This window comes from Malaciobacter halophilus (genome assembly GCF_002837275.1).
Taxonomy (GTDB): Bacteria; Campylobacterota; Campylobacteria; order Campylobacterales; family Arcobacteraceae; genus Malaciobacter; species Malaciobacter halophilus.
The window spans coordinates 1-1,143 of sequence record NZ_NXIF01000090.1 but is presented as its reverse complement, the minus strand read 5'-3'; the positions used below and the strand labels follow the sequence as shown (position 1 = coordinate 1,143).

Sequence of the window (1,143 nt, the reverse complement as noted above, 5' to 3'; positions counted from 1 at the left end):
AAACTCTTTTTCTTTCATACCTCTAGTAGTAAGTGCAGCACTACCAATTCTAATACCAGAAGTAACAAAAGGACTTCTAGTTTCACCAGGAACTGTATTTTTATTAACAGTAATACCAGCTCTACCAAGAGCAGCATCAGCATCTTTACCAGAGAAATCTTTATTTAAAAAAGATACTAAAATTAAATGGTTATCAGTACCATTACTAACAATATCATAACCTCTATTAATTAAAACATCAGCTAAAACTTTAGCATTAGCTTTAACTTGTTTAGCATAGCTTTTCCATTTAGGGTCTAAAATCTCTTTAAAAGCAACAGCCTTAGCAGCAATAACATGAACTAAAGGACCACCTTGTAATCCAGGGAAGATTGCAGAATTAATTTTTTTAGCAATATCTTCATCATTAGTTAAAATAATACCACCTCTAGGACCTCTTAAAGTTTTGTGAGTAGTAGAAGTAACAATGTGCGCATAAGGGAAAGGACTCATATGTTCACCAGCTGCAATTAAACCAGCAATATGTGCAATATCAGCAAAAAGATAAGCACCAACTTCATCAGCAATATCTCTAAACTTTTTAAAATCAATTTCTCTAGCATAAGCACTTGCACCACAAACAATAATTTTAGGTTGAACAATTTTAGCAATTTCTAAAACTTTGTCATAGTTAATTCTACCATCTAATTCAACACCATAATAGAATGCAGAATAGTTTTTACCAGAGAAAGATGGTTTTGAACCATGAGTTAAGTGTCCACCATGAGAAAGATCCATACCTAAGATTTTATCTCCAGCTTTTAATAAAGCAGCATAAACAGCGCCATTTGCTTGGCTTCCAGAGTGAGGTTGAACATTAGCAAATTTGCAATCAAAAATTTCACAAGCTCTATTAATAGCTAATTGTTCTACTTCATCAGCAAATTCACAACCACCATAATATCTTTTATATGGATAACCTTCTGCATATTTGTTAGTAAAAACTGAACCCATAGCTTCCATAACAGCTGGGCTTGTAAAGTTCTCACTTGCAATCATCTCTAAATGATTTGTTTGTCTTTTTAACTCTTCTTTTACATAAGAGTATATCTCTTTATCTGCTTCTTCTAATCTCTCATTTGTTATATAACTCATTTTTACTCC

1 protein-coding gene is annotated in these 1,143 nt (G+C 32.5%); it reads right to left on the bottom strand.

Going from position 1 to position 1,143, the window contains the following annotated elements; translation table 11 throughout:
• Positions 1-1,134: serine hydroxymethyltransferase (locus CP960_RS13400; RefSeq protein ID WP_101185965.1), on the bottom strand; the 1,134-nt coding region annotated here is incomplete at its 3' end.
• Between the last annotated feature and the right edge of the window lie 9 nt (positions 1,135-1,143).